Origin of the sequence: Mucilaginibacter sp. SJ, from assembly GCF_028993635.1 — a bacterium.
Lineage (GTDB): Bacteria > Bacteroidota > Bacteroidia > Sphingobacteriales > Sphingobacteriaceae > Mucilaginibacter.
In genome coordinates this window covers 3,279,980-3,304,569 of record NZ_CP118631.1, presented here as the reverse complement: position 1 = coordinate 3,304,569, position 24,590 = coordinate 3,279,980, and the positions used below count along the sequence as shown (strand labels likewise).

The 24,590-nt window shown below is 41.5% G+C and carries 23 protein-coding genes and 1 tRNA gene; 13 read left to right on the top strand and 11 right to left on the bottom strand.

From position 1 onward, the window contains the following. Positions 1–22: 22 nt before the first annotated feature. The 4 genes from MusilaSJ_RS13175 to MusilaSJ_RS13160 are packed head-to-tail and all read left to right on the top strand — an operon-like array spanning position 23 to position 4,645. Complete coding sequence (locus MusilaSJ_RS13175; protein ID WP_274990364.1) at positions 23–670, top strand: TetR/AcrR family transcriptional regulator; 648 nt, start codon at positions 23–25, stop codon at positions 668–670. Then, the gene (locus MusilaSJ_RS13170) at positions 654–2,018 is read left to right on the top strand and encodes a TolC family protein (RefSeq protein ID WP_274990363.1); all 1,365 of its coding nucleotides are present in this window, start codon (positions 654–656) and stop codon (positions 2,016–2,018) included. The genes MusilaSJ_RS13175 and MusilaSJ_RS13170 overlap by 17 nt, the downstream gene beginning before the upstream one ends. Before the next feature lie 22 nt (positions 2,019–2,040). Then, the gene (locus MusilaSJ_RS13165) at positions 2,041–3,096 is read left to right on the top strand and encodes an HlyD family secretion protein (protein ID WP_091173137.1); all 1,056 of its coding nucleotides are present in this window, start codon (positions 2,041–2,043) and stop codon (positions 3,094–3,096) included. A gap of 4 nt (positions 3,097–3,100) precedes the next feature. Next, entirely contained in the window at positions 3,101–4,645 is a 1,545-nt protein-coding gene (locus tag MusilaSJ_RS13160) for a DHA2 family efflux MFS transporter permease subunit (RefSeq protein ID WP_274990362.1), read from the top strand. Positions 4,646–4,900: 255 nt separating this feature from the next. On the opposite strand, the gene MusilaSJ_RS13155 is transcribed toward MusilaSJ_RS13160, so the two are convergent. Then, positions 4,901–5,485: a carboxymuconolactone decarboxylase family protein gene (locus MusilaSJ_RS13155; RefSeq protein ID WP_274990361.1), complete on the bottom strand. Its 585-nt coding sequence runs from the start codon at positions 5,483–5,485 to the stop codon at positions 4,901–4,903. A gap of 216 nt (positions 5,486–5,701) precedes the next feature. Continuing rightward, positions 5,702–6,247, bottom strand: a complete 546-nt coding sequence (locus tag MusilaSJ_RS13150; RefSeq protein WP_090535023.1) for a peroxiredoxin — start codon at positions 6,245–6,247, stop codon at positions 5,702–5,704. 368 nt (positions 6,248–6,615) lie between these two features. Between MusilaSJ_RS13150 and MusilaSJ_RS28095 the strand changes: the two genes are divergently transcribed. Further along, positions 6,616–6,810: a DUF2306 domain-containing protein gene (locus MusilaSJ_RS28095; protein ID WP_446725136.1), complete on the top strand. Its 195-nt coding sequence runs from the start codon at positions 6,616–6,618 to the stop codon at positions 6,808–6,810. A gap of 276 nt (positions 6,811–7,086) precedes the next feature. On the opposite strand, the gene MusilaSJ_RS13145 is transcribed toward MusilaSJ_RS28095, so the two are convergent. From MusilaSJ_RS13145 to MusilaSJ_RS13115, 7 genes are all read right to left on the bottom strand, one after another. After that, positions 7,087–8,253, bottom strand: a complete 1,167-nt coding sequence (locus MusilaSJ_RS13145; protein ID WP_274990360.1) for a toxic anion resistance protein — start codon at positions 8,251–8,253, stop codon at positions 7,087–7,089. 87 nt (positions 8,254–8,340) lie between these two features. After that, positions 8,341–8,955 (bottom strand): TerD family protein, encoded by a 615-nt coding sequence (locus MusilaSJ_RS13140; protein WP_090531247.1) that lies wholly within the window; start codon positions 8,953–8,955, stop codon positions 8,341–8,343. A 4-nt stretch (positions 8,956–8,959) separates the two neighbouring features. Beyond that, the gene (locus tag MusilaSJ_RS13135) at positions 8,960–9,514 is read right to left on the bottom strand and encodes a TerD family protein (protein WP_090531242.1); all 555 of its coding nucleotides are present in this window, start codon (positions 9,512–9,514) and stop codon (positions 8,960–8,962) included. Continuing rightward, complete coding sequence (locus MusilaSJ_RS13130) at positions 9,504–10,349, bottom strand: phosphoribosyltransferase family protein (protein WP_090531238.1); 846 nt, start codon at positions 10,347–10,349, stop codon at positions 9,504–9,506. The genes MusilaSJ_RS13135 and MusilaSJ_RS13130 overlap by 11 nt, the downstream gene beginning before the upstream one ends. Next, a complete protein-coding gene (locus MusilaSJ_RS13125) occupies positions 10,346–11,041 on the bottom strand; it encodes an HAD family hydrolase (RefSeq protein ID WP_274990359.1) in 696 nt (231 codons plus the stop codon). Before MusilaSJ_RS13125 ends, MusilaSJ_RS13130 begins: the two co-directional genes overlap by 4 nt. A 132-nt stretch (positions 11,042–11,173) precedes the next feature. Then, entirely contained in the window at positions 11,174–11,842 is a 669-nt protein-coding gene (locus MusilaSJ_RS13120) for a TerD family protein (RefSeq protein ID WP_274990358.1), read from the bottom strand. 4 nt (positions 11,843–11,846) lie between these two features. Further along, positions 11,847–12,422, bottom strand: a complete 576-nt coding sequence (locus tag MusilaSJ_RS13115; RefSeq protein WP_274990357.1) for a TerD family protein — start codon at positions 12,420–12,422, stop codon at positions 11,847–11,849. A 387-nt stretch (positions 12,423–12,809) separates the two neighbouring features. On the opposite strand from MusilaSJ_RS13115, the gene MusilaSJ_RS13110 reads away from it, so the two are divergent. The 5 genes from MusilaSJ_RS13110 (at position 12,810) to MusilaSJ_RS13090 (ending at position 20,284) form a co-directional block, all read left to right on the top strand. Then, entirely contained in the window at positions 12,810–13,541 is a 732-nt protein-coding gene (locus tag MusilaSJ_RS13110; protein ID WP_274990356.1) for a hypothetical protein, read from the top strand. 79 nt (positions 13,542–13,620) lie between these two features. Next, positions 13,621–16,395 (top strand): TonB-dependent receptor, encoded by a 2,775-nt coding sequence (locus tag MusilaSJ_RS13105; protein ID WP_274990355.1) that lies wholly within the window; start codon positions 13,621–13,623, stop codon positions 16,393–16,395. Positions 16,396–16,404: 9 nt separating this feature from the next. Next, on the top strand, positions 16,405–17,580 hold the full coding sequence (locus MusilaSJ_RS13100; RefSeq protein ID WP_274990354.1) for a DUF4249 domain-containing protein: 1,176 nt from the start codon (positions 16,405–16,407) through the stop codon (positions 17,578–17,580). A gap of 47 nt (positions 17,581–17,627) precedes the next feature. Next, a complete protein-coding gene (locus MusilaSJ_RS13095; RefSeq protein WP_274990353.1) occupies positions 17,628–20,012 on the top strand; it encodes a hypothetical protein in 2,385 nt (794 codons plus the stop codon). Between the two features lie 198 nt (positions 20,013–20,210). Further along, positions 20,211–20,284 (top strand) — tRNA-Asp (locus tag MusilaSJ_RS13090). Positions 20,285–20,428: 144 nt separating this feature from the next. On the opposite strand, the gene MusilaSJ_RS13085 is transcribed toward MusilaSJ_RS13090, so the two are convergent. Then, entirely contained in the window at positions 20,429–21,412 is a 984-nt protein-coding gene (locus MusilaSJ_RS13085) for an ISAon1 family transposase (RefSeq protein ID WP_446725117.1), read from the bottom strand. Further along, positions 21,405–21,761, bottom strand: coding sequence for an ISAon1 family transposase N-terminal region protein (locus MusilaSJ_RS13080; RefSeq protein WP_274990352.1), 357 nt, complete (start codon positions 21,759–21,761; stop codon positions 21,405–21,407). Before MusilaSJ_RS13080 ends, MusilaSJ_RS13085 begins: the two co-directional genes overlap by 8 nt. A 216-nt stretch (positions 21,762–21,977) precedes the next feature. On the opposite strand from MusilaSJ_RS13080, the gene MusilaSJ_RS13075 reads away from it, so the two are divergent. From MusilaSJ_RS13075 to MusilaSJ_RS13065, 3 genes are all read left to right on the top strand, one after another. Beyond that, a complete protein-coding gene (locus MusilaSJ_RS13075) occupies positions 21,978–23,195 on the top strand; it encodes a site-specific integrase (protein ID WP_274990351.1) in 1,218 nt (405 codons plus the stop codon). 72 nt (positions 23,196–23,267) lie between these two features. Next, positions 23,268–23,825: an ORF6N domain-containing protein gene (locus MusilaSJ_RS13070; protein WP_274990350.1), complete on the top strand. Its 558-nt coding sequence runs from the start codon at positions 23,268–23,270 to the stop codon at positions 23,823–23,825. Positions 23,826–24,181: 356 nt separating this feature from the next. After that, the gene (locus MusilaSJ_RS13065; RefSeq protein ID WP_274990349.1) at positions 24,182–24,577 is read left to right on the top strand and encodes a hypothetical protein; all 396 of its coding nucleotides are present in this window, start codon (positions 24,182–24,184) and stop codon (positions 24,575–24,577) included. Positions 24,578–24,590: the final 13 nt, after the last annotated feature.

The window sequence follows — 24,590 nt, the reverse complement described above, 5'->3', positions numbered from 1 at the left end:
TTAATTTTGTGCCGTTAAAACAATGGAAAAAGATAAAATAGATAAAAAAGACCACATCCTCGACGTAGCCGAAAAGGTGTTTGCGGATTTGGGTTATGACGGTGCCTCCACCCGTACCATATCGGGCGAAGCCGGTGTAAACATGGCTATGCTCAATTACTATTTTGGATCAAAAGAAGGGCTATTCCTGGCAATTTTTCAACGCAAAATCAATTCGTTCCGCACGCTGCTGCAAAACATCGGTAATGATGAAAGCATGTCGGCCTGGGATAAACTGGATAAATGTATTGACAATTACGTTGAGCGTATTATCGCCAACAATTGCTTTCAAAAGCTCATCAACAGGGAAGTATCCATGAACAAACGCGAAGATCTTACGGATAAGATCATCGAAATACTGATGGTAAATGTTTATGAGGTAAAAAGGATTATGGAAGAGGGCGTAAACAACGGCCTGTTTTATAAAGATGTTGATATCCCCCTCGTAATTGCCACCCTCTTCGGCACCAAAAATTATATAGTTAACATGCCGCAGATATCATCATTAATACTGGGACATGATATTCGTGATGAAAAGTTTATGGAAAATGAACTGAAACCACGTGTTAAAACATACATGAAAAGACTTTTAAAAGCTTATTTAGTAAAAGAACATGACAACTCAAAATAACAAAACCAATCACCTTAAGCTATTAAAGCAGGTGTTACGGCCCGTTTTTCGCGGCAGTATCGCCCTCATAGTTTTAAGCCTGCCTTTTGCTGTAAATGCACAAGACAGGACAATCACACTTGACGAGGCTATTAAACTTGGCCTCGAAAACAGCAAAACCTTAAAGCTATCAAACTCGAAGGTTGAACAGGCTGTTTCTGAATATAATCAGGCTAAAGATGAGGCCCTGCCAACAGGTAAAGTAAGCTACGGTTATAACCACGCCGAAATTCCGGCGAACAGGCTGGCTTTAGGTTCGGAAAGTTTTAACCTGCCTAATCGCGCTGATGCCTATCTGGGGATCCTTACTTTAAACCAAACCATATTTGCCGGTGGCAAATTGAAGTACGCCCGCCAATCAACCGACCTGCTTACACAGGTTGCCCGTTTGGATGTGGAGAATGATAAAGATCAGATCACTTATGACATCATCAGCTCATACTACAATTTATACAAAGTATTGCAAAGTAAAAAAGTAGTAGCACAAAATTTAACTACTGTTGATGCCCAGATTAAACAGGCTCAACGCTTTTTTGAGCAGGGGTTAGTTACCAAAAATGATGTACTGCGCTTTCAATTACAACGCTCAAACATTGAAGTTAACGGTGTTGACCTGGAAACTAACCGTCGTATCATTAACTATAACCTTAATGTGTTGTTAGGCTTACCCGAAGGTACACAGCTAAATATCGACCAGATCAACGAGGCCGACAGGCAGGTAGCGCCGCTGGCAGCTTACCTTGATACAGCAATGGCTGTACGCCCTGAATTTAAGCAATTCGCATTACGCAGCCGCGTTGCCGAAACCAATATCAAAAGCATTAAAGCTAATGAGCTGCCAACTTTAGGCGCTTCGGTTGCAGGCTACTACGTAGATGTTAGCTCCAACCCTATACCTAAAAGCGGTAATTTTATTACCCCGCTATCGGCCGGCTTAACGCTGTCATGGAACTTCGGCTCGTTGTGGACTAACAAGAATAAGGTAAAAGAAGCTCAGATTCAGAGCCAGCAGGTTGATATTAACAAAAGTATCACCACAGATCGTGTGAAAAACGAGGTTAACCAAAGCTACCAAAGCTACACCCAGGCACTTGAAAAGGTTAAACTTTTACAAACCTCTATTGATCAGGCTGGTGAAAACAACAAGATCCTCGAGTCAAAATACAAAAGCAATATCGCTTCAGCTACAGACAGGGCCGATGCCGAAACATTGCTTTACCAGGCACAGATCAACTTAGAATTGGCTAAAGCCGATGCTGGTCTGGCTTATTACACGCTACAAAAATCAACAGGAAAAATCAACAAATAATAATACCAAACCTTTAAATAAAATGGCAAAGGAACAAGAAACACCGGAACAACCGAAAAAGAAAAACAAAGTTATCCCCATCATATTAGGCATTGTACTTATTGGCGGCGTAATTTTCGGTATAAAAGAATACATCTATTTCAGCAAGCACATCGATACTGACGACGCCCAGATTGACGGCGATATTAGCCCTGTAGTTGCCCGCGTTGGCGGATATGTTGATTCAATTTATTTTGAAGAAAACACCCATGTAAACGTAGGTCAGCCGCTGGTTAAAATTGATGACCGCGATTATAAGGTAAAATTAGAGCAGGCTCAGGCGGCACAAGTTGGCGCAAGCGCAGGCATTAATGTAAATCAATCGCAAATTTTCGCTAACGAAGCAAACTCTGCAAGTGCAAAAGCCCAGGTTTCATCAAACCTGGCCCATTTAGAAAAAGTACAGAAAGATTACGACCGTTACGCCAACCTGGTAAAAGACGGGTCGGTAACCCAGCAACAATTTGACCAGGCTAAGGCCGATTTGGATGTTGCAAAAGCTAATTACAGGGCATCGCAGGATCAGTACAAAGCTGCTGTTCAGCAAATTGGTACAACCCGCAGCCAGTTAGCGGTTACCCACACAGGTGTATCGCAAAGGCAGGTTGATATTGATTATGCAAAGCTGCAATTGAGCTACACGCTGGTAAAATCTCCGGCAAGTGGCTTAGCCTCTAAAAAGAATGTACAGTTAGGTCAGCTGGTACAGGCTGGTCAAACTTTGTTTTCAATTGTGAATGATAACAGCCTTTACATTACCGCTAACTACAAAGAAACTCAGCTTACCAATATCAAAAACGGTTTAAAAGTTGAAATTGAAGTTGACGCTTATCCAGACATGAAGCTGGAAGGCCAGGTTTACAATTTTTCGCCTGCAACAGGTGCTAAATTCTCCCTATTGCCACCGGATAATGCTACCGGTAACTTCGTAAAAGTTGTACAGCGTGTGCCTGTGAAAATCAAAATTAACGGCACCAAAGAGGAGCTTGCAAAATTACGCCCTGGTATGAGCGTAAACGTATCTGTAATTAAAGAATAACATTATGGCTGAAACTGGCTTTAAAAAGTGGATCATCACCATTACGGTGATCACAGCTTCATTACTGGAGCTGATTGATACCACTATCGTTAACGTAGCGTTGCCTCACATACAAGGTAACCTTGGCGCAACCCTTGAGGATGTGGCCTGGGTAGTTACCGGGTATGCGGTAGCAAACGTGATCATATTGCCCATGTCGGGTTGGCTGGGCGGCCGTTTTGGGCGTAAAAATTATTTCATGGCATCTATCATAGTGTTTACCATCGTATCATTTTTATGTGGTAACGCGCACAGTATGGATGAGCTGGTATTATTCAGGATTATTCAGGGTATTGCCGGCGGTGGTTTGATTTCGACAGCCCAGGCCATATTACTTGAAACCTGGCCTCGTGAGCAGATAGGTACTGCAACCGCGCTATTTGGTTTGGGAGCCGTAGTAGGTCCAACTGTGGGCCCAACCATTGGTGGCTGGATAGTTGAAAATTACTCATGGCCATGGATCTTTTATGTAAACATCCCGGTAGGAGCGCTGGCTGCGTTTTGTACCTACACCTTTGTGCGGGAAACACCTAAGGATGCCAAAGGCAAACCTGTTGACTGGTGGGGTATTATCCTGCTGGCCATTGCCGTGGGCAGTTTACAAACGGTACTTGAAAAAGGCGAAAGCGAGGACTGGTTTGCTAAACCGTATATCCTGATACTAACCATATCGGCTGTATTAGGCACCATATTGTTTATCTGGCGCGAGATGAGTACCGAGCACCCGATTGTAAATTTCAGCATCCTGCGGCACCGAAGTTTTGCTGTGGGGATGTTCACATCCTTTATACTCGGGTTTGGTTTGTATGGATCGGTGTTCGTATTCCCGGTATTTTGTCAAAACCTGCTTGGCTTTAACGCCCAGCAAACCGGTGAGCTGTTGTTCCCCGGTGGTTTGTGTACCATTGTGATGATGCCATTCATAGGTAAGATGCTCAATAAAGGCATACCGGCCCAGTTTATGGCTACAGCAGGGATGTTTTTGTTTTATGTATTTACACATATGCTGAGCAGCTCAACATTGGCTACCGGCGAAAAAGACGTGTTAGTGCCCTTGTTAATCCGTGGGGTGGGCATGGCTTTATTGTTCGTACCGCTTACGACACTGGCTATGGCCGATCTGAAGGGCCCTGAACTGGGCCAGGGATCGGGCTTGAACAATATGATGCGCCAGTTGGGCGGTTCGTTCGGGATTGCTACGCTTACTACCATTATTCATATACGTCAGGGCGTGCACCGCAATAACCTGCTGGTGAATATCAATCCGTATAACAATCCGTTTAATGACCGTTTGCATATGCTAACCCAGGGATTTATGGCCAAAGGCAAATCAATGATTGACGCTACCCATATGGCATACCAGGCTATTGAAGGGATGGTTACCAGGCAAACATTGTTGTTAACGTATGATGATGCTTATTGGATATCGGGACTGGTGATGTTATTTTCGATACCGTTGCTTTACCTGCAGCCGTTCAAAAAGCTGAAAGCTGTTGCGGATTCGCACTAAAACAATAAAAGCCGTTCCACTATTACCGGAACGGCTTTCCCCAAAAAAAATTAACAATTAAAATTTAAGTAACTCCTCCCGCATAAACAACATATTTGAATATTGCGACCGGGGTTTGTTTAATCTTAAGGTATAAATTTACTGGATTTTAATTAATAAACGCAAATTTTATTGGGCAATAAAATACTATTTATGAAAAAGGCATGAAATTTTATTATTTCATGCCTTTTTCATTGTTAAAATAAGTTAAGCTTGTTAAAATATAACTTTACCTGTAGCGGTGATCAATGATGCTATACGCACTGCATCAAAAATACGCTCCTCGGTGGTGCCTAATTTTATAAGCGAATCCTCATGTGCATTCACGCACATCTCGCAGCCATTAATTGCTGATACTGCTAAACTGGCCAGTTCAAAAAACTCTTTACCGGTAACAGGTTTCACCATTAACTGCATGCGGATACGGGCAGGGATCTGGGTGTACTTTTCTTTTTGAGTAAAATGCCTGAAACGGTAAAACACATTGTTTGATGCCAGTAATGAAGCACAGCCAACAGCTTCGCCAATTTCAGCATCGGTAGCGTCACTTTCTTTAGCGTATTTGGTAAAGAAGTTGGTAAGCGGCAGATTATTGTTGTTTACTGCAGTAGCCAAACCAAGCAGGGCGCATTCCTTATTGCTTAAATGTGCTGAGGTAAGGGTGCTGACAAAATTTAGTTTAAGATCGCGCAGGTAGCGTGATTCGCCGGTTTCTAAAAGGCTCAGGCTGGCTGTGCGGTAATTTTTATCTAATCCGATACTTTCAAGTATCTCCTGGATCACTTCGGTACTTTCGTTCATTTTTTTGAGCTTAAAGCTGAAGGCAGAAGGCCTAAAGCTGTTGTTTGTAGCGGAATGCTAAAGGCATAAAGCCCAAAGCTTTTTGTTAGTTGAATTAATTAGCAGAAATTAGAATGATGCTTGGCGTTTAAAGAAAAGGCCCAAAGCGGAAAGCTTTTGCTTCCTTTGCTTTGAGCCTTTCGCTTTAAGCTTTCAGCCTTCGGCTTTCTGCTTAAATTATACAGTTAAAGTTTCCTGACCTTTTTCCCAGTTGCAAGGGCAAAGTTCGTCAGTTTGTAAACCGTCAAGTACGCGTAATACTTCTTTCACATTACGGCCAACGCTCAGGTCGTTAACTGATACCCAGCGGATGATACCTTGAGGGTCGATGATGAAAGTAGCACGGTAAGCAATTTTTTCGGTTGGCTCTAAAATACCAAGGTCTTCAGCTAATGATTTTGACGTATCAGCAAGCATAGGGAATTTCAAATCGCGCAGATCGTCATGATCTCTTCTCCAGGCAGCGTGAACGAATTCAGAATCTGTAGAAGCACCGATCAAACGGGTTTCGCGGTCGCGGAATTCGCCAAAGTTTTTGTTGAATTCAGCAATTTCAGTAGGGCAAACAAAAGTAAAGTCTTTTGGCCACCAGAACATTACAGTCCAAACGTTATCATCGTTGGTTAAATACTCAGAAGTAAGGGTTTCAAACTCTTTACCTTTTTCAAGGCTTACTACCGCTGTTTTAGAAAATTCGGGGAATTTTTGTCCTATCGTTAACATATTTTGATATTTCTTTTAATGTTTATGCAAATATAGAAATTAAAAGCTGCCGCCCGAATACTTATAATTTATGTATTATAGATTTTAACTATATAGTTTGTTATATACTATAGGTGATATTTATTGTCTTAATTTTAAGAGTTTTAGCCAGGAAAATCCTCTTTAAGAGGATTAAACGTGTGATAAACGGGAGTGAAAATTTTTACACGAATTGATTTTAAAATCGACGACAATTAATCGAATTACACGAATTTTTGATGTCGGTTTGCAATTCGTGTGGTTCGATTAATTTGGAAAAATTTGTGTGAAAATTTCTTACCTATCCTCATTTAATACTTGAACACTTTTTGAGGTGATTTCACATCAAAATGATGAACCGGAGCTATGCCCTCGCCTTCGGCGCGGTTACTCTGCGTTTTTATATCTGGCTATTTACCGTTTTGGGTAATGGCGTAAACTTTCATAACAATTACCTCATCATTGCCTTTTTAAGCTGGGTACCTAATCTGATTTTGGTCGAGGTTATAAACAGGTATGGGAGGAGACCAGTTGTGATTGGGTGATGGAAAAGGCCAGTTAGTCTGAACCTGTCGAAGACTTGCGCATAAAGGCCTGTCCGCCATGTTTTGACAGGTTCATTATAACGTAATTAAAAATATGGTCATGTTGATTACTTGTTTCAACACCTCACTCGCTAAGCCTCGATGCTAAGCAAATGGACTACCTTTCTTATGGGGTGCTGAAACAAGTTCAGCATGACTGCGTGGAGGTGTCATGCTCTCTTTCAGTTAACACTTATGATTTAAAGTCCTCCCCTTCAGGGGAGGGTTAGGGTGGGGTTAACTCACACTCGTTACCGTTTTCTTCAGTTCTGTTTCCAGGTTTTGAAGCTCGGTATTTAACGTGCGGCGATTGGCCGTGCCTTCATCGTGGATCCGTTTTACCTCAGTAAGGGTTTCAATAAGAGATGAAGTGGTCTTTTTCAGTGTATCTAACGATACTACCGTTTTTTCATTTTCGCGGGCTACATCAATACTGTTTTGTTTCAGCATTTCGGCATTCTTTTGTAAAATGGTATTGGTGGTATCCGAGATCTTTTTCTGCATCTCCACATTCTCTTTCTGACGGTTGAGGGCAACAGCTATGGTGAGCTGGTTTTTCCAAACCGGGATTGTGGTTGATACAATAGATTGCGCCTTTTCGGCAATGGTGGTATTGTTATTCTGTACCACGCGGATCTGCGCCAGCGACTGCAGCATGATAAAACGAACTACCTTCAGGTCGGCAAGGCGTTTATCCAAACGGTTCACAAAATCGCGCAGATCGGCAATTTCATAATCCTGATAAGCTGTTGGGTTGCCGTCCATCACAGCCAGCTTTTCGTTAAGCTCATTGTATTTGAGCTGCCCGGCAATGATCAGGTCTTCCATTTGCTTGATATAAGTAACGTTGCTGTCAAACATGGTTTGCAGCGAGCTGTTATCCTTTAATGAATTAACGCGGCCTGCCTTGATCTTATTGGTGATCTTATCGATGTTATTAACCACGGTATCGTATTTCTGGAAAAGCTTTTTGGTATCAACCACCAGCTTTTTCATGAAGGGGATATGTGATATAAATGAGGTGAACGCGTTTTGGTTAAGCTCATCAACGTCAATGTAATTGAGCTCGGTAAGTAATTCATTAATAAGCCCGCCTACCTCGCCAGAGTTATAGGTGCGTACTGAAGTAAGAAAGTTGTTGCTGTATTTCTCCATGGAGTTTTGCACCTCAACCCCATAATTCAGTATCGAGTTAACATCCGCCGGATTAATATCCTTACCCATCTCGCCATATTTTTGGAGGTCCTGGTTTGGTATAGCGTCAAGGTTGACATTACCTTGTTTATCCACCTTCATAGGCACATTGCCGGTTGGTGCGGCTGCCGCCGGAAGATCCAGATTGGTTGGAGTGATCAGCGGTGGTATATTCAGATTTAGTTCATCATTGTTTGGTGCACTTTCCATAATCTTATTATTAATGATTTAGTAGTACTTTATTAGCTGATCTTAAGCGCCATTCGGCTTAATACTTAAGATCAATGAATTAAACTTTTACAAGTAAGTTGCGGTTACAGTTTTCACCGTTTCTTCCAATTTACGGTCGCGGGTTGGTTCGCCAATGGCATTAAATTTCCACTCGCCATTCTTTTTGTAAAATACGCCCATCACCATGGATACATGGCCTGCAAAATCCTTGCTGTGCGCAATATCATAAGTAGCGAAGATTTCGTTAACACGGGTTGGCGTACCTTCATAAATACGGATAGAGGCAAACGGGATGGTGCCAAAATCCTGACCGCGGAAGCTGTTTAACACAAAGGCTACATAGCTTATGGTTGGGCTCAGCGTAGCAAAATCAACGGTGATCACTTCATTGTCCAGGCCGTCGTTGCCGGCCATATCGCCGGTTAGGTCATCACCGCTGTGCCTTACAGCGTGGTCTTTTGAACGCAGGTTGCCGAAGTAGATTACATCAACCAAACGTTTGCTTTCATCATATAAAATGCAGCTGGCATCAAGGTCAACGGCCTCTTTGGTAGTGCCAAAGCCAAACAGGCCTTTTCTTTCTATCGCGCCCCAGTTTATCCCAACACATACATTTTGCAATTTGCTGCCGTTACTTTTTTCCAGGCTGATCCGCTGCCCTTTTTGAAGATTGATAGCCATAATTTTAGTTGTATTTGTTTAAATAATCCTGTAAGCCGCCCTTCATACCGGCACCCACAGCTTCAAATTTCCAGTTGTTATCTTTTTTGTAGATACGGCCAAATTCAACCGCGGTTTCTATCGAAAAATCTTCTTCCAGTTCGTATTTCAAAATATCGACGTTAGTAGCCGAGTCAAAAATGCGGACAAAAGAGTTGCGTACCTGACCAAAGTTTTGGCGGCGGCTTTCGGCCTCATGAATGGTTACCACAATGCAGATCTCAGTAGCGCGCGGATCGATCTTTGAAAGATCGACAATGATCTGCTCATCATCACCATCGCCGGCACCGGTCAGGTTATCGCCAGTATGCTCAACAGCGCCATCCGGAGATTTTGAGTTATTATAGAAAACGAAAAATTCGTCGGCCAGTATTTTCTTGTTATCGCCCATGATGAACACCGAAGCGTCCAGGTCAAAGGCCGAGCCTGTTGATGAGCTGTTTGTATCCCAACCAAGGCCTATAGTAAATTTGGGGGCACCAATGGTTTCCCTTTGGCCTTTTTGCAAGTTAATTGCCATGCTGAATTAGTTTATTATTGTTTATTAATAGGTTCTGTTTAATAAAGTTTAAGTTAGGTGTATAGGCTTCAATGGTATGATACCCATTACCCAAAGCCATATCATACAGCAAGTTTATGAAATTGCTGCCTTGATCTTGTATAAAGATGCAAAAACTTTCGTGATCGTAATTTAAAATATATTTTACTATGCGGGTGTTGATGCAAAAATTAGTGCCCTTAATGATATCATTTAAATGGTAAATGTTTTTAACATGATGATAGTTAAGATAATTCTCAATATTGGGGTGGATGTTTTTGTTCACCAGTTCGGCAAAGTACAGCATGTAAATATCGTTCTGTAAACCGTATTCATTTACCATTTTCATGATCATACGCTCATGACTGCCAGTGATCTTGATGTCATCTAAAAAAAGCAGGGTTTTGTCTTTAAGAAAATCCTTATCAATATGAAACGAATCGTTACCTATTAAATTAATCCTTTGCTCGGCGTCCAGCTCGCCATAATCTTCCTTATAAGTTATGGTGCGATGAACCTTCGTTTCCTGTACAACCGGGTAACCATGATGGGCCAGCCAGCGGTTAAGCCTGCACACAAAGTGGTTTTTCATTGCAAAAGTAGCCGTCGGAATAAATGAGTATGGGCTTGATATAACTACGATCTGTTTTTCTATTGGCTGTTTAGTTAAGATTTCGCTGATAAAGCCATCGGCCAGATCGGTGCCGAAGTAGCGGGATACCTCGCCATCGCCAAATTTAAAGCGACTGTAATCATCGGCATCGAAACCAAAATGTGTTGCGCTGTTTATATGATGTAATGAGTAGGTAGCTTTCATAAACTTAATAAGGTTAAAATGGATAAGTTGTTTGAATTGATGAGCAGGCTATCAAGGCCTGCATCTTTAGCCCCCGCTATATCTGCCGCCGGGTTATCGCCTATATGTATGATACCTGATCGGTCTATCTGCTTTGGTTTATTACACTCTTTAACTTTTTGCACCATCAGCTTAAATAAATCCCCGTTTGGTTTCGACATCCCCTCCTCGTCCGAATAGATCTGAAAGTTAAAGAACGTATCCAACCCCAATTTAACCATTACCTTGCGGAGCGTTTGTCCTTTTATAAAGCCTGTATTACTTAAAATACTCAATGAGCAATCACCTTTTTGTTTTAGATGCTGCAGCACCTCAATTGTTACAGGTGAGTAAAGCACTGGCAGATAGTAAAACAGCAGGGTTTCCATGTCGGCATACAGCTTATCGATATTAACATCGGCAAGCGGATACTGGTTGTCATTGATTGTGCTGATCACCATCAGGTACATTTCATCCGCGTCAATGTTTTTACCAGTACGTTCGTTCACGGCATTGCACATGAGGTCAACCTGCCTGAAAGCCCTTGCCACATCGTCGATGCTTTTACCGCCGGGATTAAAATCCCGGTGAAAGATTTTAGTGCGTTCTATCTTAAAGTACGGGTTTGACTTGATCAGCGTGAGCCACAGATCAAATGAATAGTGCTGGTACATTTATGTTTAGGTAGAATTAAACTTAACCAAAATGTCATTGCGAGCGTAGCGTGGCAATCGCTTGCTATACAGAGCGGCTATGCTTACGTGCGATTGCTTCGTCGTTCCCCCTCGCAATGACATGTTTTTATATTAATAGTTTCGAAGCAATTCCGAAAGACTATCAGTACTATGCGGCTCGCCGATGGCACGGAATTTCCAGGTGCCGTCTTTGCGGTATACTTCCGCAAAGGTCATCGAACACATACCGTTATAGGTTGAATCGCCGGAAAGACTGAACTTAGCGATCTCTTTACCATGGCTGTCAACCGCGCGGATGAAAGCATTCTCCACCATGCCAAAGTGTTGATTGTTTTTACGGCCCTGATAAATGGCTACCAGGAAAAGGATGCGGTCATATTTCGGATCGAGCGAATCAAGCTTTACGATGATTTGCTCGTCATCGCCCTCGCCGGCCCCGGTGCGGTTATCGCCGGTAAGCCAGATGTGCCCCGACGGGTGGCGCATCGAGTTAAAGTAAATCACATCTCCCTCGAACATATTGATAGTACGCCCATTAGCGGTTTGTTTGGCATAGCCACGATTGGCCACTTTGCCGTTTTTATCTAACAAAAACGCTATTGCATCCAAGTCATATTCAGCTTCTTCGGCACCGCCAAACAGCTTGCCCAAAAAGCCGCCACCGTGGGTTTTCCTAACATCCCAGCCTAAACCTATAGTTACCGACGACAAGTCAAAACTTTCGCCTTTATCATTTTTACGCAGGTCAATTGTTTGACCCTTTACCAAATTTATAGCCATTGCCTTATTTGATTATTTGTCCTTTGAAATATTTACTTAAAAAGAAGGCCAGGTCTTCTTTATAGCCTACGCCCGATGCTTCAAACTTCCAGGCACCATTGCGTTTATAAAGCCGGCCAAACTCAATAGCTGTTTCGATAGAAAAATCCTCGCCCAGTTCGTATTTACAAACTTCAGCGCCTGTTTGATTATCAAGTATGCGGATGTACGAGTCACGCACCTGTCCAAAATTCTGGCGACGTGCCTGTGCTTCGTGAATAGTTACCACAAACAGGATCTCCTGGATGCGGGCATCTACTTTAGTCAGGTCAACAGTGATCGATTCATCATCGCCGCCATCGCTGTTGCCGCCTGTTGGGTCATCGCCGGTATGATGTACAGATTGCTCGGGCGAGTCGACATTATTATAGAATACAAAAAATTCATCCTGGGGTACCAGTCGGTTAGCATCGATCATGATAGCCGATACGTCAAGGTCGAAGTCATAACCTGTGCCTTCGTTTGGGTTCCAGCCCAAGCCAACTGTCATTTTTGAAAGGCCGATATCAATTTTCTGCCCTTTTTGTAAGTTAATAGCCATTTTAGTATGTGTTATTTTTAGGTAAAACCTGTGTAGCCTATTGGGTTTTGCGCGGCGCTGCAGGTATTGAGCCGGAGACAAACCGGCAATTAAACGCTTAATCTAAGGTAGATGTTTTATTGAGGTGATATTGTAAAATTGTCTACACAAAAATAAGACGATGACAGGGGGCGGTTGTTACAGAAGCGGGGAGATAATTTAGTTGCGTAATACGCAATTATTTAACAATGGTTGTTGCATCTGTTTTAACCATTCGTAATAGTACGTTGTAGCCCCCCAGTCGCCTTTTTATGTAACACAATTAATACACTTGCTTTAGCGCATTAAGGGAGAGGGGTTTGGTAATTAAGTGAAAGTCATGTAAATTCCGTTTTTATAAAAACCTAAATGGTAAAAAAATCACTCCTGGCCTTAGTTATCACCTGGGGCATAATGGCAAACGGTCATGTTTCTGCACAAACGGGTACCGATAGCACGGGTTTAGGCCTCGTAATTGCTAATTATCACACTGCTATAGGGCAACAATCGCACCTGTATAACGGGCCCGAATATGAGTTTTACGATCCTATAATAAAAGGTAATGCATATGTTTTTGACAATAAGACATTTACACCTGGGGATGTAAAATACGGGGCAGCGGTTTATCGCGATGTTCCGATGTTATATGATTTGAATAAAGATTTGGTAGCTATACTGCTTTATAACCACTTTACAAAAATTTCATTGCTAAGCGAACGTGTGCCGGAGTTTTGGCTGCTTAACCACCATTTTATACGCATTGTTACCGACTCGACAGGCCAGGCCCGCCTTGCTACCGGTTTTTACGATCAATTATACCAGGGGAAAAAGATCGGTATCATTGTAAAAAGGGCCAAGAGCATCCAAACCAATACCGGAAATAACACTGTTGAATCTTTTTTTAGCGAAACAAAAGATTATTACGTTAAAAAAGGGGATAGCTATTTCAGTTTTAGCGGAAAGGGCGGACTGTTAGATATTTTGAAGGATAAAAAGAAGGAGTTGCGGCAATATATAAAAGCAAATCATATCGACTTTCGCGAAAATCAGGAACAGGCTATAGTGGATGTAACTACTTATTATGATCATTTAACTAATTAATGCGGTGTGCCTTATTATTTATAACAGGGCAAAAAATGGTATAGCATTAATGTATACGGCAGGAAAATAAAATAACCGGATGAAAAAAATTTACTTTCTAAGTTTCTGTTTTTTGATTTTAATTAAACTGTGCCAGGCCCAGCAGGGCCCGGTAAAATCAATCAGCGTAAACTTTCAGCAAGCTACTATTGAGCAGTTTGTAACAGAACTGGAAGCAAAATCAGGCTTTCATTTTTTTTACGACGCCACGCAGTTTGACAGTTTGAAAGTAACTCTGCAGGCAACCAATAAACCTATTGAAACTATATTGAGCCAGGCTTTTAAAAACACTGGTTTTAGTTTCGCTATAACCAAACAGCAGCAGGTGTTTTTAACTAAAGGGCGCGAAATACAGACCGGGCTGGCGGTAGGTTATTTTGGCATTACAGCTGCCAACGCAACTGCAGCAAATATGAGTGTGTCACCGGCTAATGCTGATCTTGATAAAGATAAAAAGATACCCGAAGCAACAACCGAAAATAAGCTATACGAAATAGGAGTCAAAACCAACACTATTGAGACGGGTACGGCAACGCTTTCGGGGTATGTAAAGGAAGCCAAATCAGGCGAATCTGTAACAGGAGCCAGCATTTATGTAACCAATACCAAAACGGGTGTAGCTACCGACCAGTTTGGCTATTTCACTATCAAATTACCCAAAGGCAGGCAGGTTTTAAGCGTTAGGGGCATTGGCATGCGCGATACCCGCAGGCAGATCATCCTTTACTCGGATGGGAAGATCATCATTGAAATGCAGGAGCAGGTAACCAGCCTTAAAGAGGTAAAGATCTCCGCCGAAAAAGTAGCCAACGTACGCAACGTGCAGTTGGGGGTGAACCGGCTCGATATTAAGAGTATTAAACAGGTGCCCACCGTATTTGGCGAGGCCGATATATTAAGGGTGGTACTTACCCTGCCCGGAGTTCAGTCGGTAGGAGAGGCAACGACGGGTTTCAATGTACGCGGGGGCTCGGCCGATCAGAACCTGATCCTGATGAATGACGCCACCATTTATAACCCCTCGCATTTTTTCGGCTTCTTTTCATCATTTAACCCCGACATAGTTAAAGATATCGAACTATATAAAAGCAGTATCCCCGAAAGGTTCGGCGGGCGTTTATCATCGGTGTTGGATGTTACCAATCGTGAGGGTAATAAAAAGAAATTTACCGGCTCGGCAGGCATTGGTTTAATCACCAGCAGGCTTAACGTAGAAGGCCCAATTATTAAAGAAAAAACCTCGTTTTCATTCGGAGGTCGTACCACTTACTCCGACTGGCTCCTTAAACTCCTGCCCGATGCCTACAAGCACAGTTCGGCTTCATTTTATGATGTTAACCTGGATATAAGCCACCAGATTGATGATAAAAACAACCTGTATCTAACCAGCTATGTAAGCAGGGATAAATTCAGGCTTAATAGCGATACTGCTTATAGTTACAGCAACAGGAATATCAACCTAAAATGGAAGCATAATTTTAATAACAAATTATTCAGTGTTATTACGGCCGGAATAGACAAGTACCAATATGATGTTTCAAGCGCCGATAACCCGGTAAATGCTTATAAGCTGAATTTTGATATCAACCAAAGTAATTTTAAAACGGATTTTACCTATTACCTTAACCGCAAAAACACTGTGGATTTTGGGTTAAGTTCCATTTATTATAAGCTCCATCCGGGCAGCTTTCAGCCTCTTGGCGCCCAATCATTGGTAGCTCCTGATGTCGTTTCCACACAACAGGCCCTGGAAAGCGCCTTATACCTCGGCGATAAGTTTGACGTGACCGACGATCTGTCGATAAGCGGTGGTGTAAGGTATTCGATCTACAATTTTCTGGGGCCGCAAACAGTGTATAACTATGCGCCTAACCTGCCCAAAACAAGCGCCAACCTGTTGGATAGTACCTATTACGCAAGTGGTAAGTTTATTAAAACTTATTCGGGGCCCGAAATCAGGCTTTCGGCCAGATATCAACTGGGCGATAATCTATCGATCAAGGGCGGCTATAACACACTCAGGCAGTATATTCACCTGTTATCAAACACAACAGCCATATCTCCCACTGATGTTTGGCAACTGAGTGATCCCAATATCAAACCTCAATATGGTGATCAGGTATCATTAGGTGTTTATCATAATTTAAAATCAAATACTATCGAAACTTCGGTTGAGGTTTATTATAAGCGATTAAGGGATTATCTCGACTATAAGAGCGGTGCTAACCTCGTATTAAACCATCATATTGAAACGGATGTGGTAGGTACAAAAGGCAAAGCATATGGAATTGAGTTTTTAGTAAAAAAAGCCACCGGGAAAGCCAATGGGTGGATCAGCTATACTTATTCGCGCACGTTTTTAAGGCAAAATGATCCTAACGCCGGCGATTTGATTAATGGAGGGGCTTATTATCCTGCAAATTTTGATAAGCCACATGCTTTTAATTTTATTGGTAACTACAGGTTTTCACATAGGTTCAGTGTTTCTTTAAATCTTACTTACAGCACGGGCCGGCCTATTACCCTGCCTATTGCCAAGTATGAGTATGGTGGCTCCGAGCGGGTATTTTATTCGGACAGGAACCAATACCGCATCCCGGATTATTTCAGGTCGGATTTTTCAATGAACATAGAGGGCAACCATAAAGTGCACCAATTAACCCATAACTCATTTACAATAGGGGTGTATAACTTAACCGGCAGGCAAAACGCGTATTCAACATTCTTTACAGAGCAGGGCGGGGTCATTAACGGGTATAAGCTGTCCATATTTGCAAAACCTATTCCATTTATTAATTACAATATCAGGTTTTAATTGAAAGCGATGAAAGGAAAACGATATATATTGATTTTATTATTGCTGGGAGGCATATATAATGCCTGTAAAAAGCCTTATAACCCTAAACTTGTTGACTCTCCCAATCAGTACTTGGTTGTTGAAGGGGTGATAAACAATGGCAGCGATTCAACTATAATAAAATTAAGCAGAACGGTTAAGATTTCGGGCAATGTAAGCACAAACGGAGTTGATAATTGCGCGGTATCTGTTGAAGCCGAAGGGGGAACAGCATATTCACTTACATCCCGGGGAAATGGGACTTATTTTATACCTGCGCTTAACCTGGATGTGTCAAAAAAGTACCGTGTGCATATTGTCACTAACGATAATAAAGAATATGCGTCTGACTATGTTGAAGTAAAAAAGACACAGCCAATTGATAGCATAGGGTTTAATATTAAAAATGGTAACGTGCAGGTTTATGCAAATACGCACGATGCCTCCAATAGCTCCCGATATTACAGGTGGAGTTATGAAGAAACATGGCGCTTTCATGCTAAATATCAATCGGCCTATATGGTTGATCCTGTGGCTAAAGCAGTTGTTTTTCGGCCACCCAGTGAAAGCAGTTATTACTGCTTTGCGGGGGCCAAATCCAGTACCATAGTTATAGGCTCATCAGCTAAGCTATCACAAGATGTAATATACCAGCAACCGGTAACAACCATAGCCTCAACATCTGAAAAAATTGAAATGCGTTATTCTATTTTGCTGAAGCAGTACGCTTTAACAAAAGAGGCTTATCAGTTTTGGGAAAATATGAAGAAAAACACCGAGCAATTGGGGAGTATATTCGATGCGCAACCATCACAGCTAACGGGTAATATTCACAACCTTAAAGATCCGGCCGAACCTGTTATTGGATATATAAGTGTAACTAATGTTCAATCAAAACGGGTATTTATTGATAATGCCGATCTCCCTCGCGAGTGGGTGGCAACGTACCCGTATGATTGCGGTCCGCCTGATACTGCACTTTTTTCCAACCCTAAAACGCAGCAAAATGACGTATTAAACATGATTATTAATGGTAGCGGGATACCCGTAGCTGATATAACCGACAAAATGAACGTAATAGGATATACTTATTCATCAATTGAATGTACCGATTGCAGGATCAGGGGCCGGGTACAAACTCCCTCATTTTGGAAAGAGAGATAAAAAAGTTTATGAATGATGCCATGAAAATAAATCAATAAGGTTTGGCTATGAAAGAAATTAAAAAACTTGCTGTCGTTCCAGTGCTTTTAGGCATGCTGCTCTTATCGTTAAACGGGTTAGCACAAACTATAAATCAAATTTCCGAGAGCTTTACCAAATACAGCCAGGCTACCGTACAGGAAAAGATTTTTGTACATACTGACAAAAGCGCCTATATGACCGGCGAAATTTTATGGTTTAAAATATATAACGTTGATGCTACTTATCATAAGCCGCTTGCTCTTAGCAAAGTTGTATATGTTGATGTATTGGACAACAAGCAAAATGCCATAATCCAAACTAAAATAGAAATGAAAAACGGCCTCGGGAGTGGCTCTGTTTATATACCAGTATCGGCAAGCAATGGTAATTATAAGTTAAGAGCCTATACCAACTGGATGAAAAATTTTAGTCCTGATTATTATTTTGAAAAGGCTATAGTCATTATCAATCCGTTAAAATCTCCCGAAGCCGAGGCTAAGACGTTGCCATCAAACTATGATGCTCAGTTTTTCCCGGAAGGAGGGAACCTTGTTGCGGGTATTAACAGTAAAGTTGCTTTTAAGGTTACGGCATCAGACGGTACAGGCTTAAGTGAATGCAGAGGTTTTATTGTTGATCAGAAGCACGATACGGTAGCGCGCTTCCGGCCATTGAAATTTGGTATTGGCAGCTTTTTATTCACCCCGATAGCCGGGAATGTTTATACGGCTGTTATTAAATCGGGCAATACCCCGGCTGTTACCAAAGAGTTACCTGCCGTTGAAAGTCGGGGTTATGTAATGGCTGTAAAAGATGCAGGTAGCACACGGGTGGAGATCACAGTAAAAGGCGCCGGCGTTGAAGCTGGCGAATTATATCTGTTTGCTCATACAGGCCAATCGGTTAAAGCCGGCATGACAGCACCTTTTAACAACGGCAGTGCCATTTTTACGCTTGATAAAGCTAAATTGGGCGAAGGAGTGTCGCACTTAACAGTTTTCAATAGCGCCAGACAACCCGTGTGCGAAAGGCTTTATTTTAAACGTCCCAAACAAAACCTCATTATCGAGGCCTCCGCTGATCAGCCTTCATATACCCGCCGTAAAAAGGTAAGTGTGGACATCGCTGCCAAAGATTTTTCGGGGCGCGTAAAACCTGCTAACCTGTCAATGTCGGTTTATAAGATTGACTCATTACAAAATATTGATGCCGGCGAAATATTCAGCTATCTGTGGCTCAAGTCAGATTTACGTGGAAATATTGAATCGCCAGGCTACTATTTCAAAAATTCCGATGCTGAAGCCGACACGGCCCTTGATAACCTCATGCTAACACAAGGGTGGCGAAGGTTTCAATGGGATAATGTATTTGGTAATAAACAGGCGGCATTTAGTTTTTTGCCAGAGTATGACGGGCACCTGATTACCGGTAAAATAACCAATACGCAAACCGGTGGTATTGCCAAAGATGTAGTAGCTTATTTAAGTGTCCCGGGAAAACGGGTACAGCTGTATGCCGCAAAAAGCGATTCTGCAGGCAGGTTGATTTTTAATACAAGACAACTTTATGGTCCCGGCGAAATAGTAGTTCAAACCAATTCAGAACGGGATACCACCTATCATATTGATATTTTAAGCCCTTTTTCTGAACAATTCGCAAAATCCCCAATATTAAAATTTAACCTAACCCGGGGCATGCAAAGTGCCATTGAAGAACGAAGCCTGGGCACGCAGGTTCAAAATATTTATTTAGGCAATAAGATCAAGCACTTTTATGAGCCGCAGGTTGATAGTTCGGGTTTTTATACAACCCCCTATAAAACCTACCTTTTGGATAACTATACCCGCTTTACTACAATGGAAGAGGTATTGAGAGAGTATGTAAGGGAGGTTTGGGTTAACAGGTCGCAAAAACGGTATCACATCAAAGTATTAAATGGTAATGGATTTTTAGATGGCGACCCCTTAGTGATGCTTGACGACGTGCCTGTTTTTAACATAGATAAGGTTATGGGTATTGACCCGTTGAAAGTTCGTAAGCTGGAAGATGTTCCGTACCGGTATTATTGGGGACCATCTGTTTACGAAGGAATCTTAAGCTTTACAACTTATAAGGGCGATCTTGGCGGTGTTGAAATAGACCCAAAGGCAGTAGTGCTCGATTATGAAGGTCTGCAATTGCAGCGTGAGTTCTATTCTCCGGTATATGACACTGAACAGGGAGCTAAAAACCGGTTGCCCGATTTCAGAAACCTGCTTTATTGGGGGCCGGATATCAATACTTCAGCCAAAGATAAAAATCAGTTGTCGTTTTATACGTCTGATCAAACAGGGAAATATATAGGAATTGTACAAGGAATTACGGCAGAGGGCGATATCGCAAGTCAATATTTTAACTTTGACGTGCAATAGAATATTTTTTTCAAAAAAAATTAAAGAGCAGCCTCCTTTAATATTTTCGCTATTTAAATCTGAAAACCAATGAATTACTAATTGTTGGAAGGAGGTATGTTAATCAAAAAACACTGCTGAATTTGTATTAAGCCAACTTTTTTGAAAAAACAATTTGTGTAAATTAAAATGGTTTGTATATTTGCACACCCAAACGGAGGAGTGGTAGTTCAGCCGGTTAGAATACATGCCTGTCACGCATGGGGTCGCGGGTTCGAGTCCCGTCCATTCCGCAAAATCAATATTAAAATTGAGCAAAACCCTTCAAATGATATCATTTGAGGGGTTTTTTGTTTTCAGGCCTAACCAAATTATTCATCTGGAATCATAATCTTGGTGAGTAATGGCTCAGACCGAAAAGTTGGGGGGATGAAAGTTTAAGCATAGATTTTAGCAAGTCTGAATAGAAAGAATGAAGTATCTCTTACACCTCTGAGAGTAGCTCTGAAAGCTTTAACTTTAGCATTGAAAGATTCTGCAGATGCGTTTGTACTTCTGTTATCGAAGAAGTTCAAGATAGATTCATAATGTTGCTGAACGGACCTTGCAACGGTTTTAAAAGCATTAATACCAGAGTCTTCCACCTCATTATACCATATAGCCAGTTTTTTAAAGGCGATCACTTTGGTTTTACAATTAGTGAATATATTACCTAAGCTGATAGCAAGATTATAAGCTTTGAGCAGTTCCGGATATCTTGAAAAAAGCAGATCAGCCCTTTCCTTTTGTGATAGCGTCCATTTAGATCGATGCTTGAACAGCAAGTATCTGCTTCGGGCGAGTAATTGTTTTAAAGTATCGCCATTACTGAGCACTTCGGGCTGATAGGATTGTTTGTTTTTCCGGGCCTGTTCAATCAGCTTACTTTCCGCATCAAGAGCTTCCCAGCGATATTTTATTCTTGCTTCCTGAACAGCGTCATAAGCCAGCTTTTGTACATGGAATCGATCCACGACCCGCACAGCATTGCTAAAACATCTGCGTATAGCTTTGATCATGTTTGCCGCCATGTCCATCGTTACCTCCTTTACTTTATTCCTTGACCTTAAGGGTATTTTCTCCAGTACAGCGATGATTTGTTCAGACTGTGTGCCTTTGATCATCGCCACTATGGCTTTTTTATTCCCTTTGGCTTGTTTGTTGGTAACAATGGTATAGAGTTCCCCATTGCTTAACGCAGTTTCATCTATACTCAGATAAGGGCCTGTGTTATCTGCAAACAACATCCAGTCTTCCGCATGATCCTTTTGGCTCCAGCTATGAAAATCACTTAGGTGATCTTTGTATTGCTGACCGAGCTGCTTGCCATCTACCTGGTATAACCGGCCTAATAAATGGCTGCTGATCGGGTGATTATCCAAATATTCCTTTTAAAAAAGTGCCGAATTCAGTTGTCATTCGCGCCCCTTTTCTTACTAAATCCCAATCTCTTGAGATGATCTCCCCGCTCGCCTTTACTTCCCATCTGCGTCTTTTTATACACAAGGCTACTTTATGGCCGCGGATAGGAAAATCCTGAATAGCTGTCTCTGGTAAAAAGCCTTTTGACTCTAACTGTGACTTATCATAACCGGATGGAGCAAGGTTCTTCTCCTCCAGATAAATGTTCAACGCTCCATTCTCTGATGAACGGACATCGGTAAGTTCAAAATAGTCTAAAAGGCCTTTTGGTAAGATTAAATGGACAAGGGTTTCGTATGTTGATGACAAGTGGACGCGTGTTGATTATTATATCCACAAAGCAAACACTTTTTTTCTCCCCCACAATTTTTCTGCTTGATCCGTAATTCGGTGAGTCAATCAAAGCGGCTCAACGACTCACCAACTATTCTACAACTGTTTGATATGCAGCATGTTCTATAAATGAACATCTTGCGCTCAAGTGATGAGAAAATTAATTTTGTTTCACTATTAATCCTCATTTCCATGAGAACAAACGTTAATCTGCTTTTCTATTTGAAAAAGCCAAAGAATTATCAATCAGGCCCAATGCCCGTTTATCTCCGGTTTACTGTTGACGGTAAACGATCAGAAGCCACTACCGGGAGAATCTGTGATCCGTCCCGCTGGAACAATAAAGCCGGAAGACTTGCAGGAACGAAAGAAGATGCCCGTGCCTTAAACAATTATCTCGATGGATTACAATCCAAGGCCTTTGATTGCCACCGGATCATGACCCTGCACGATGAATTAATCACTGCTGAAACTTTGAGAAACAAGTTTATCGGAAAGGTCGATAAGGTAAGAACAATTATAGCAGTATTCGCAGATCATAATCAAAAGATGCAAAACCTGGTAGGACAGGAATTTGAGAAAAGCACTTTGCAGCGCTATGCAACTTGTCTGATGCATATCAAAGATTTTATGCAATGGCAATTCAACGTAACGGACCTGCCTGTTACCAAAATTAGCTTTTCCTTCTTAAATGATTTTGAATACTATCTGAGAAGTATCCGCAAATGCGGTAATAACTCTGCGATCAAATACATCAAAAATTTTGGAAAGATCGTAAGAATATGCCTCGGCAACGGATGGTTGACCGTCGATCCTTATCTCAACTATAAACCGAAGACTTCTAAGGTTAACCGAATAGCGCTAACAAAAGACGAGCTGAAAGCCCTCTCGGAAAAGGAGATGCCTATGGAGCGGCTAAAATTGGTGAAGGATATTTTCCTGTTTAGTTGTTATACCGGCCTTGCCTATGTAGATGTAAGTAAGCTTAAACGTTCTGAAGTGTTAAGGGGAATTGATGGCGAAAGTTGGATTTACACAAATCGCAAAAAAACCGATACGCTATCCCGGATTCCCTTGCTTCCTTCCGCACTCGAAATTATGGAACGCTACCACGAAAACCCGCAATGTCAATGCGATGACAAGGTATTGCCGGTATTAAGCAATCAAAAGATGAACGCCTATCTCAAGGAAATAGCTGATTTATCCGGTATAAGTAAAGTACTCACTTTCCATATTGCCAGGCACACGTTTGCTACTACCATCACGCTGAATAATGGAGTGCCGATAGAAAGCGTTGCTAAGATGATGGGGCATACCAATATCAAAACCACACAGATCTATGCTAAGGTGATGGATCATAAGATCAGTGAAGATATGAGCCTGCTGAAACAAAAGTTAGCTGCAAGTTGATCTATGATCGAATATGGGATAGTCTGCTATCCCGTGTTTCTTAACTCATAATAAGGTTTTGATAATTTAAAGATGACAATGGTAAATAGTGAATTAATATCCGAGGAGATCGTAGTAAAACAGATTTACTACATAAGAGGTCAAAAAGTAATGCTGGACAGCGACTTGGCGGCGCTTTATCAAGTAGAGACTAAACAATTGAAGAGACAAGTCAGGAGGAATATAGAAAGGTTTCCTGGTGAAGACTTTATGTTTGAACTAACACCGGATGAATATGCGCTAATTTCAAGGAGCCAAAATGGCACCTTGAAACAAGGTTATAATATTAAATATGCGCCGATGGTTTTCACTGAATTAGGCATCAGTATGCTTTCAAGTGTTTTAAACAGCGCATCAGCGATTCAAGTAAATATCAGGATCATGCGAATTTTTATTCGTTTGCGCCTAATACTTATAGACAATACAGAGTTGAAGCAGGAGATAGAACGTATCAGAACAAAGCTTGACGTCCAGGATAAGAATATCGAAGTTGTGTTCTCTTATTTAGATGAACTATCGAAGCGCTTAGATAATTCCGAATCTGAAAAGCAACCAAAAAAGAGAATAGGTTATATGCCAGACACTGATTAAATAAAATACTGAGTACGTTTATACTTTTAAGTGTTTTCATTTTATTAAGTAGCACTGGCTTGGAAATACAAACCAGTGCATTTCTGCAGATATCACTTTCACCTACATGCCTGAAGATTGCACCTTTATTGATTTGTCTTACAATGATATACAGAATATTTATGGTGAATTCACTATCCTTTGTTTAAATCAAAAATACAACTGATTAACCTATCAAAACATAACGCAATCTAAATGAATTAAAGTCTACAGCATTGGAACTTATCCTTATTGTTCTATCCTGTACGAAATTAAACGGTTTTACTCTTCCTCTTTTCTTTTCAGATAGTTATATTAGAGTCTTTAAACGACATCTAATGAAACAATTAACAATTGCCATCTTATTGACAGGAACGGCGGCAACTTCCGCGATGGGTCAACAGGTGAAGCTGCCTGGACTGTCTGATTATCGTAATTTTATAGAAAACCAGGTTACCCTTCACCCGGCTAACATATCGAAAAGCAATTCGAATGATTTTCTGAATGATAATAATAATAATAATAATAATAACGAAACTACTATAGTTGGAAGCAAAATGCCTGTAGCAGTACTAAAGCAGGATGACCGGATGCCGGTGTACCGCAGTGAAGGAAAGTACAGAATGCCTGTTAAAGGTGTCCATGATAAAGCTGGTCAGCCGAGTGGGTCTTGCCTATCCGTACCCGAGCCACGGGTGGTGTTGCCAGAGATCAAGGTACCGGAGGCCAGGTGAGCCTCAACTGGGT

Excerpts from the sequence above, each read along its gene's own strand:
- MusilaSJ_RS13175 (WP_274990364.1), top strand. The coding sequence starts at position 23 with ATGGAAAAAGATAAAATAGATAAAAAAGACCACATCCTCGACGTAGCC.
- MusilaSJ_RS13170 (WP_274990363.1), top strand. The coding sequence starts at position 654 with ATGACAACTCAAAATAACAAAACCAATCACCTTAAGCTATTAAAGCAG.
- MusilaSJ_RS13165 (WP_091173137.1), top strand. The coding sequence starts at position 2,041 with ATGGCAAAGGAACAAGAAACACCGGAACAACCGAAAAAGAAAAACAAA.
- MusilaSJ_RS13160 (WP_274990362.1), top strand. The coding sequence starts at position 3,101 with ATGGCTGAAACTGGCTTTAAAAAGTGGATCATCACCATTACGGTGATC.
- MusilaSJ_RS13155 (WP_274990361.1), bottom strand. The coding sequence starts at position 5,485 with ATGAACGAAAGTACCGAAGTGATCCAGGAGATACTTGAAAGTATCGGA.
- MusilaSJ_RS13150 (WP_090535023.1), bottom strand. The coding sequence starts at position 6,247 with ATGTTAACGATAGGACAAAAATTCCCCGAATTTTCTAAAACAGCGGTA.
- MusilaSJ_RS28095 (WP_446725136.1), top strand. The coding sequence starts at position 6,616 with ATGATGAACCGGAGCTATGCCCTCGCCTTCGGCGCGGTTACTCTGCGT.
- MusilaSJ_RS13145 (WP_274990360.1), bottom strand. The coding sequence starts at position 8,253 with ATGGAAAGTGCACCAAACAATGATGAACTAAATCTGAATATACCACCG.
- MusilaSJ_RS13140 (WP_090531247.1), bottom strand. The coding sequence starts at position 8,955 with ATGGCTATCAATCTTCAAAAAGGGCAGCGGATCAGCCTGGAAAAAAGT.
- MusilaSJ_RS13135 (WP_090531242.1), bottom strand. The coding sequence starts at position 9,514 with ATGGCAATTAACTTGCAAAAAGGCCAAAGGGAAACCATTGGTGCCCCC.
- MusilaSJ_RS13130 (WP_090531238.1), bottom strand. The coding sequence starts at position 10,349 with ATGAAAGCTACCTACTCATTACATCATATAAACAGCGCAACACATTTT.
- MusilaSJ_RS13125 (WP_274990359.1), bottom strand. The coding sequence starts at position 11,041 with ATGTACCAGCACTATTCATTTGATCTGTGGCTCACGCTGATCAAGTCA.
- MusilaSJ_RS13120 (WP_274990358.1), bottom strand. The coding sequence starts at position 11,842 with ATGGCTATAAATTTGGTAAAGGGTCAAACAATTGACCTGCGTAAAAAT.
- MusilaSJ_RS13115 (WP_274990357.1), bottom strand. The coding sequence starts at position 12,422 with ATGGCTATTAACTTACAAAAAGGGCAGAAAATTGATATCGGCCTTTCA.
- MusilaSJ_RS13110 (WP_274990356.1), top strand. The coding sequence starts at position 12,810 with ATGGTAAAAAAATCACTCCTGGCCTTAGTTATCACCTGGGGCATAATG.
- MusilaSJ_RS13105 (WP_274990355.1), top strand. The coding sequence starts at position 13,621 with ATGAAAAAAATTTACTTTCTAAGTTTCTGTTTTTTGATTTTAATTAAA.
- MusilaSJ_RS13100 (WP_274990354.1), top strand. The coding sequence starts at position 16,405 with ATGAAAGGAAAACGATATATATTGATTTTATTATTGCTGGGAGGCATA.
- MusilaSJ_RS13095 (WP_274990353.1), top strand. The coding sequence starts at position 17,628 with ATGAAAGAAATTAAAAAACTTGCTGTCGTTCCAGTGCTTTTAGGCATG.
- MusilaSJ_RS13075 (WP_274990351.1), top strand. The coding sequence starts at position 21,978 with ATGAGAACAAACGTTAATCTGCTTTTCTATTTGAAAAAGCCAAAGAAT.
- MusilaSJ_RS13070 (WP_274990350.1), top strand. The coding sequence starts at position 23,268 with ATGACAATGGTAAATAGTGAATTAATATCCGAGGAGATCGTAGTAAAA.
- MusilaSJ_RS13065 (WP_274990349.1), top strand. The coding sequence starts at position 24,182 with ATGAAACAATTAACAATTGCCATCTTATTGACAGGAACGGCGGCAACT.